The sequence below is a fragment of the uncultured Cyclobacterium sp. genome (assembly GCF_963976465.1).
In the GTDB taxonomy this organism is placed as follows: Bacteria; Bacteroidota; Bacteroidia; order Cytophagales; family Cyclobacteriaceae; genus Cyclobacterium.
Window position 1 is genome coordinate 1 of sequence record NZ_CAXBOC010000260.1, and the last position, 7,711, is coordinate 7,711.

A 7,711-nucleotide genomic window follows, 5' to 3' on the forward strand; every position below is an offset into this window, starting at 1 on the left:
GACCTACCTTCACCGGACAAAGTATAAGTAAAAAGCAAAAGAGATTTTCGAATAGAAAATTAACAATAAACCCAAAGGGCTGTTTCCATATAGGAAGCAGCCTTTTGTATTGGCACTTATCAATAAATAGGATCTTTAGGCACTGAGAGAAAGCAATGAGGGTGCCTTTTCATTCCTATTTTTGGGTAATAGTCAACGGCTTTGGGCGCAGAAAGCAGGATCAAGTTGGACTGGGGAAAGGCTTCCTTGGTTAACATTACCAACTTCTTCCCTATGCCTTGCTTTTGAAAATCAACATGTACAGCCAGATCAGACAAGTAAGTGCAATAACTTTGGTCAGAGATCGATCTGGCAATTCCGATTAATTCTCCTTCCATTCTTGCCGTGAGAATCAGGTCAGCATGCAAAAGCATCTTTTCCAAACGCTTTAGGTCTCCTACCGGCCTTCGCTCGCCCAATGTAGAAGAGATTAGCAGCTTTTGAAAGTCAGCTACTTTTAATTCAGGCTCGGCCTGATAAACAATAGAAGTCGACATATGGGCTGGGTTGATGTACCATTTGTTTCATGGCTAAAAATATTTTATTTTCAGTTTCCGGATAAAAAACAATATCTTGTAATTAAAGAATTTGACTGGAATTTTGCAATAATATTAAAGCCTTATTCTTTATATAAGGGTCTAAGAACAACAGCACAAAAAAATCAACCATCGCCAATTTAAAACTTTAAACCTAATTAAATCATGACAAGCAGAAGAAACTTTTTGCAAAAACTGACACTCTCGGCAGTTTCTCTCCCTCTTATTCCAAACTTCACGCAAAACACGCAAGCAAGCATGAATCACAATACCAAAAAAGCAAGCACTTTAAGAGTTGCCATAATGGGCTTGGGTAGTTATGCTACCCGTGTGGCCAAGGCCATGTTGGATTCCAAAAATGCCAAGTTGGTAGGCCTGATCAGTGGCACACCTTCCAAAATTAAGGATTGGCAAGCCACTTATAATATACCGGACAAAAACTGTTACAATTATGAAAATTTCGATGCCATCAAGGACAATCCGGACATTGATGCTGTTTATATTATCACACCAAATGCCCTACACCACCCGCAGACCTTACGGGTCGCTGCTGCCGGTAAGCATGTGATTTGTGAGAAACCGATGGCCATCAATGCCAAGGAAGGTAAAGAAATGGTGGAAGCTTGCGACCAAGCCGGCGTTAAACTACTTGTAGGTTACCGCATGCATTTCGAACCTAACACATTGGAAATTATTCGCTTACGCGAAAATGGAGCATTCGGTGATATTAAATTCTTTCAAGGCTTGAGTGGGTTTAGAATTGGTGACCCGACCCAATGGCGGCTGAACAAGGAATTGGCAGGTGGTGGTGCCATGATGGACATCGGCATCTATTCTATCAATGGCGCCCGATATATGGTGGGTGAGGAACCGGAATGGGTAACCGCCCAAGAAACCAAAACAGACCCGGTAAAATTTAAGGAAGGGGTTGACGAAACCATTACTTTCCAGTTTGGATTTCCAAGTGGGGTGATCTCCTCTTGCCTGTCAACCTACAGTACCAGCCATTTGGATAAGTTTTTCTTAAATGGCACCAAAGGCTTTGCAGAAATGCAGCCCTCCACAGGCTATGGTCCGATTAAAGCATGGACGAATAAGGGCCCATTAAATTTCCCTCATGTAACACACCAAACTGTACAAATGGATAGAATGGCAGGGATCATTTTAGATGGTGAAACCGCTAAGGTACCTGTAGATGGTGAAGAAGGGCTTAAAGATTTAATTATAATTGATGCTATTTATAAAGCCGTTAAAACGGGTAAAAAAGTGAAGCTTGATTTGACCTAAAGAACATCTAAAAATAAAACCAATAGCCATTTAGCTGTAGGTCGAGCGATGTCCCAAAGGAGAAATTCTTTGGGACTTTTTGTTAGAGAAATTGGTTGCAAAGGTCAATAGATTCCCAAAACCATCTTAAGAACTAAGCCTAATCCCAAAGGGATAGCAGCCTAATAAATCAATATGCCACTCCTACGGAGTTTAAATCCTATTCTAGTCCTATTTTCTATAATCTTTACACCCCTTTGGGGTTTGAAAATTATCAGATTAAGCAAATTGGAAAATATAATTCGTACCTCGAAGTAAAACCAAATCCCCAAGGGATGACAGGATTATAGATATCAAAATCCATCTCAAATCTAAACCCCAAAGGGGTGACACAATTCCGGGTTTTCTGTGAAAAACCATGACTTACCCTTGACTTTTATCAACGATTTAAAACTGATTTTTTATTTGAAAACCTAGACTGAGGTGTCACTCCTACGGAGTTTAAACCCTATTCTGATCCCATTTTCTATAATCTTAACACCCCTTAGGGGTTTGAAAAATATTATACCCTTTTTAAATACCTGAAGACCTACATCTTCCACTTCGGTAGGCTCACAATTGCCTGAATTTAAATATTGAATAACCCAATTCACCATGTCCTAACCCAAATCCCAAAGGGATGACAGGATTAAAGAAATCAAAATCCATCTCAAATCAAACCCCAAAGGGGTGACACAATATTGCACTATAAAATTTAGTTTTTAACGATAACTATTTATATTATATTGATATTGTGATAATTACAACCTAAAACAATAACCAAACTCAATTTAAAATGGCAAGCACTTTCTCACAAATTTATATCCAATATGTTTTTGCCGTAAAAGGCAGAGTAAATCTATTGAAGAGACCTTGGCGTGATGAGGTTTTTAAATACATTTCTGGAATAATAAAAGGCAAAAATCAGAAAGCAATTATAGTAAATGGAATGGCTGACCATGTCCATGCTTTTGTTGGCTTAAAACCAGCAATGCCTATTTCAGATTTGATTCGAGACATAAAAAATAATTCAACTAATTTTATCAATGAACAAAAATTCCTAAAGGGAAAATTCGAGTGGCAAGAAGGGTATGCTGCGTTTTCCTATTCTCATTCACAGATGAATCATGTGTACCAATACATTGCAAATCAGGAAGAACATCATCGAAAGAAAACTTTTAAAGAAGAATACTTTGAATTTCTTGAAAGATTTGAAATTGAATATGAGGAACAATATTTATTTGATTGGCTAGACTGAGATGCTACCCTCAAAGGGTATACATCATTGGAAAAATATAATCCGTACCTCGAATCAAAGTAAATCCCGAAGGGATGATAGGATTATAGAGCCACAATTCATCTCAAATCTAAAACCCCAAAGGGGTGACATTAACTTATTTTGTCAAGGTAAAATTATGCCCAAATCTTTTCCTTGACTTTTATCAACGATTTAAAACTGATTTTTTATTTGAAAACCTAGACTGAGGTGTCACTCCTACGGAGTTTAAACCCTATTCTGATCCCATTTTCTATAATCTTAACACCCCTTTGGGGTTTGAAAAATATCAGATTAAGCAAATAAGATATGTACTTCAAAACAAATCCCGAAGGGATGACAGGATTATAGATATCAAGATCCATCTCAAATCTAAACCCCAAAGGGGTGAAAGCCTTTTTCCAGACCTGGCTATGTCCAAAAAAATAGTTAAATTAAGGCCTCTCTATTCCCTTTTGGAGGATTTTTGTTTAACTAACTAAATAACCCTATCAATCAAATTTCTATTTTTCAAAATCCCATATGGTAACAAAAATAAACATCCTAGGTATTTGTGGTAGCGCCAGCCCAAACTCCGCCAACCTTAGCCTATTAAAATACCTCGTGGATTTGGGAAAAGCTGAACTTATCATGGAAATCCTTGATAATTTGACGGAACTACCCCACTTCCAAACTACATTAACGGAAAACAATGTGCCGGAAAAAATCATCTCCTTAAGAAAGAAAATTGACAAAGCAGATGGGGTGATAATTTGTAGCCCGGAATATGTTTTTAGTATACCCAGCGGTTTAAAAAATGTATTGGAATGGTGTGTTTCTACGACCGTTTTTTCAGAAAAGCCTGTTGGTCTCATAACGGCCTCAGCAAGCGGGATAAAAGGACATGAAGAATTGAAACTAATCATGGAAACCATTCAGGCAACTTGCAAAGAGGAAACATCCCTTCTGATCCAAGGCATCAAGGGAAAGGTAAATTCTGCAGGGGAAATAACAGATCAACCTACGAAAAATCAATTGGCCTTATTCCTTGGAGCTTTTATCCATTCAATTGAAGGAAAAAGGAACATTGAAAATAAAAACTTTTAATTCGATTGCAAGGTCAGTAAAAACGAATCCGTATTTGGTAAATTCAATGGCTCCAGTCCTACCCAATCGCGCAAAGCATTTCTGGTAATTATTGCTTGGGAACAGCCGTCCGTTGTACCAAATTCATCCTTTAGTGAATTCGAAAAGCCTCCATCATTACATGAGAATCGCAGGACATTTTCTATGGAAATTTTTATAATATCCTTCTTCTCTTTTTCACTAATCACTACATATGGTTTGACAACAGCAAGTAAGTTAAGCGGATTCCTTACCCAGGTTGAATTGCGACATTCCCCTTCACGAATGCATTTTAAGGTGCTTTTTAGAATCCGGTTGGCATTTGGCATTTCCCGCTCATAAAACCTATAAAGGCTACTGACTTTAAAGGCACCTGAAAGTTGAACATACAATGAACCTCCTCCCCAAAAACCATTTTTGTTTTGGTTTTCAGCAAGAAAATCAAACACTGCCTCTACTATTTGTTCTTGTAAGGGACCATCGAGAGATGCAATCACATTGCCTTGGGCAGACAAAGTTCCGCCTGCCCTCCATGGGTTTTCTTCCCAGCCCAAGTTGTCCATCCAATGATTAAAGTTTTCGACAGATTTCAAATGAATTAGGCCAACCTCTTCATCATCCTTGTTTCCCTTAATTTTTGGATAAGGGTATTTTGTACTGGCACCCAATCGCTTAAATGCGCCCTTCACATAGCCTAGCGCCCTGCCTCTTCTCATGTCTATATTCCGATGTTCGTTTGGGTCGTCATAAAACCCAGTGACAGAATCTTGAAACGAATGAAGAAATCCCACCCATTTTTTCTTAATTGGCTCCGGTACTGTATTTATTAACCCGTTGTCATCAAGCCTGCTAATGACCCTGCAAGTAGATTCAATTCTTGGAGGAGTCTTCTTTTCCGGACTGTCATAAAATCCTCCTGTACCAGAATCATATAAATTGGCATAAAAAACGAACAGGTTTTCATAGGATTTGTCAAGCGCTTCAACTTCTAGAAGTAATTCATTGCCCTGCTGATTTTTACAGCTGATGGAAAAACTGGTTAATGTTAAAACTGCTATAAGAATATAAATTCTTCGCATAATGGATATAAAATCAATTTGAGGCGTTAGTGCATATTTAATTGGCTGCCATATAAGGCGAAAAATCGTTTAGTCATTTGTTTTAGAGACCAGAAACAATCAAATTCAGGAATCTTTCTCTCTTTTCATTCAAGGTCAAGGACTATTTTGATATTTTCCTTTAAGGTTTCAACCAATTCTACTGGTAAAATACCCACTCTTTTTACAAGCCTCTTATTATCTATTGCTCTAATTTGGTCAATCATTACATCACAATCCTGATGGAGATTTGCCATTCCTTTTTTCAAATGAACCCTTAAAATTTGAGTGTCATTTTTAATATTGGTTGTAATAGGGCAAATAATTGTTGAGGGATGCGGGACTTTGTTAAGTAAATTGGTTTGAACAGTCAATACAGGTCTGGTTTTACCTGGTTCTGTTCCAATCTTCGGATTTAGATCGGCTATCCAAATTTCAAATTGATTTATCAGCATGGTCTATCTGTTCAAAGTCTTCTAGTGCTGCCATTGAATCTTTCTTTACCAAAGCAGATTCTTTTGCAAGTCTTTTTTCAATTAAAAGCCGTTTCTGCATTTGATTATAATGCTCCAAAGCTTCATTTATATACCGATTTCTGGGCTTCTTTATTCGAGAAAGAATCTTTTCAGTTTCTCCGAATATAGCCTCATCAATTTTCAAGGAGATTGTCTTCATCGTTTGATTTATTAAACATATTAAATGTATATACAAAAAGTATATTCTACAAGTAAATAATAATTTAAAAATTCAAATATTACCTTCATACTTGGCCTTTCCAGGGCTCAGAATACTTAGTTCTAAATCAATTTGTACCCTAAGCTTTTCTGTCGAGTGGCACAATTTAATCGGTTCTGATAAACTTTAACTCGGATCCCATTCAAGGGTATTCAATATAACCTGGAGAAAATTCGGGTTTTTAAAATCTGATGCCGCATGCCCTGCCTGGTAATAAAACACCATCCCCTTGCCTTTTTGACTGTACCAGCCTGAAGTGGGTTGAGCTCTTGCTCCATCCTCTGTCCTAAAACCAAATAAAACGGTCTTTTGGTCATCCGTAAAACGCTGGTTTAAAAACAATTCAGTATTGATAAGTTGGAAAGCATCATACTCCCCATCGTAATTTGTTTCGTATTCGGATTTAAATGGGACGACTTTTTCATAGTTGACCCCATTACTGGTAATAAAATGTTCGGGATTTAAATTTACCATGGAATAGGTCAAATTGGCCAAGACCTTCCATGGATATTCCTGATGATCTCTTGGGTACAATTGGATGCCCAAAAAATCAAGCCACCTGGGATTTTTCAATTTTGAAGAGGAAATACCGTGATGCAGCACGATTAATGAACCTCCGTTTATGGTATAATCAATTAATACCTGTGTCGTTCTGGGTGCATGGGTTACATGGACATACATAAAAACAAAGTCAAAATCGGATAAATCGGATTGAAGTTCTTCTTCATTTGCTTTGCTAACGAGGTAACCATTTGCCTTCAAACCATCTGCCAGGACGTCCATTTCAGGCCAGGTATCAGACACTATTAAAATCTTGTTCTTTTGTGCAAAAGCTGAAATTGGTATCAATACAATTAGTACCAACAAAAATTTAAATGATGGTGATTTTAGGTTCATGGTTTTATTTTTTTCTAGAGCCAAAGTATAGGCATATCCCTACTTTCCCCTACCCTGTAGTTTAGCGTATGATAACTTACCTTATAAGTTTTCTTAAAGTTAATAATAATGAGTAAACTATCAGCACTCCTTCTTTTAGTCATTTTCTTTTGTTATTCCTTTTTGAAATGCCTTCAGTAAACTAAATGTATACTCGACATCATCTTCAGATTGCCGTGACCATTCCTTGGCAATAGCTGAGAGGTTTACTTCCGTAAGGTTCTCAGCTACTACTTTCTGAATACGGTCATTAAATGGTTTCGATTTTTTCAGGTATTTCCTTGCCTCTCTACCTAGTACCTCTGCCGCAATTACCTTTTCATCGAAATCATCGGTAATCATCGTGTCGTAATGTTTTTTGGTAATTTTATCGAATTCAATATCATAGAAATGGGTTATAATTTTTAGAATATCTCCTAAATCATTATCTCTTTCTTCTGGCCTATCACTCCATGCAATTAATTTTAAAAGTATCATACCAGCTAAAGGGGGGACATTAACCCATTTATTTTCTATTTGTATAGGAGATGGTGATTCTAGCACTTCTTGAAAACCTAGGATGTGCAAATCTGAATACCGTTTATTAAAATCCTCTGTGTCATTTTCTTGTATTTGACCAAATGGTAGTAAATCTATAACAACATTATCCTTTTCAAAATAATAAGTCCATGGTTCTTTTGCTT

The 7,711-nt window shown here is 37.2% G+C and carries 9 protein-coding genes; 3 read left to right on the forward strand and 6 right to left on the reverse strand.

What is annotated here, in order from left to right; translation table 11 throughout:
• Nucleotides 1-119: 119 nt before the first annotated feature.
• The gene (locus tag AAC037_RS14690) at nt 120-536 is read right to left on the reverse strand and encodes a GNAT family N-acetyltransferase (protein WP_339903688.1); all 417 of its coding nucleotides are present in this window, start codon (nt 534-536) and stop codon (nt 120-122) included.
• Nucleotides 537-740: 204 nt separating this feature from the next.
• Here AAC037_RS14690 and AAC037_RS14695 point away from each other — a divergent pair, with 204 nt between their 5' ends.
• The 3 genes from AAC037_RS14695 (at nt 741) to AAC037_RS14705 (ending at nt 4,242) form a co-directional block, all read left to right on the forward strand.
• Nucleotides 741-1,862: a Gfo/Idh/MocA family oxidoreductase gene (locus AAC037_RS14695; RefSeq protein ID WP_339903689.1), complete on the forward strand. Its 1,122-nt coding sequence runs from the start codon at nt 741-743 to the stop codon at nt 1,860-1,862.
• A gap of 814 nt (nt 1,863-2,676) precedes the next feature.
• Nucleotides 2,677-3,138, forward strand: a complete 462-nt coding sequence (tnpA, locus tag AAC037_RS14700; RefSeq protein ID WP_339903690.1) for an IS200/IS605 family transposase — start codon at nt 2,677-2,679, stop codon at nt 3,136-3,138.
• A gap of 540 nt (nt 3,139-3,678) precedes the next feature.
• Nucleotides 3,679-4,242 carry an NAD(P)H-dependent oxidoreductase gene (locus AAC037_RS14705; RefSeq protein WP_339903691.1) on the forward strand — a complete coding sequence of 188 codons (564 nt, stop codon included), beginning with the start codon at nt 3,679-3,681 and terminating at the stop codon, nt 4,240-4,242.
• Here the strand turns inward: AAC037_RS14705 and AAC037_RS14710 are convergent.
• The 5 genes from AAC037_RS14710 to AAC037_RS14730 form a co-directional block, all read right to left on the reverse strand.
• Nucleotides 4,239-5,339, reverse strand: a complete 1,101-nt coding sequence (locus AAC037_RS14710; protein ID WP_339903692.1) for a hypothetical protein — start codon at nt 5,337-5,339, stop codon at nt 4,239-4,241. The two genes, AAC037_RS14705 and AAC037_RS14710, sit on opposite strands and share 4 nt — an antisense overlap.
• Before the next feature lie 125 nt (nt 5,340-5,464).
• Nucleotides 5,465-5,812 carry a type II toxin-antitoxin system PemK/MazF family toxin gene (locus AAC037_RS14715; protein WP_339903693.1) on the reverse strand — a complete coding sequence of 116 codons (348 nt, stop codon included), beginning with the start codon at nt 5,810-5,812 and terminating at the stop codon, nt 5,465-5,467.
• Entirely contained in the window at nt 5,793-6,032 is a 240-nt protein-coding gene (locus AAC037_RS14720) for a hypothetical protein (protein WP_339903694.1), read from the reverse strand. The genes AAC037_RS14715 and AAC037_RS14720 overlap by 20 nt, the downstream gene beginning before the upstream one ends.
• Before the next feature lie 186 nt (nt 6,033-6,218).
• Nucleotides 6,219-6,989 carry a ThuA domain-containing protein gene (locus AAC037_RS14725; protein ID WP_339903695.1) on the reverse strand — a complete coding sequence of 257 codons (771 nt, stop codon included), beginning with the start codon at nt 6,987-6,989 and terminating at the stop codon, nt 6,219-6,221.
• 135 nt (nt 6,990-7,124) lie between these two features.
• Nucleotides 7,125-7,711: hypothetical protein (locus tag AAC037_RS14730; protein ID WP_339903696.1), on the reverse strand; the 587-nt coding region annotated here is incomplete at its 5' end.

Bases quoted from the DNA above. Each gene is read 5' to 3' on its own strand.
- AAC037_RS14690 (WP_339903688.1), bottom strand. From the start codon at position 536: ATGTCGACTTCTATTGTTTATCAGGCCGAGCCTGAATTAAAAGTAGCT.
- AAC037_RS14695 (WP_339903689.1), top strand. From the start codon at position 741: ATGACAAGCAGAAGAAACTTTTTGCAAAAACTGACACTCTCGGCAGTT.
- tnpA (WP_339903690.1), top strand. From the start codon at position 2,677: ATGGCAAGCACTTTCTCACAAATTTATATCCAATATGTTTTTGCCGTA.
- AAC037_RS14705 (WP_339903691.1), top strand. From the start codon at position 3,679: ATGGTAACAAAAATAAACATCCTAGGTATTTGTGGTAGCGCCAGCCCA.
- AAC037_RS14710 (WP_339903692.1), bottom strand. From the start codon at position 5,339: ATGCGAAGAATTTATATTCTTATAGCAGTTTTAACATTAACCAGTTTT.
- AAC037_RS14715 (WP_339903693.1), bottom strand. From the start codon at position 5,812: ATGCTGATAAATCAATTTGAAATTTGGATAGCCGATCTAAATCCGAAG.
- AAC037_RS14720 (WP_339903694.1), bottom strand. From the start codon at position 6,032: ATGAAGACAATCTCCTTGAAAATTGATGAGGCTATATTCGGAGAAACT.
- AAC037_RS14725 (WP_339903695.1), bottom strand. From the start codon at position 6,989: ATGAACCTAAAATCACCATCATTTAAATTTTTGTTGGTACTAATTGTA.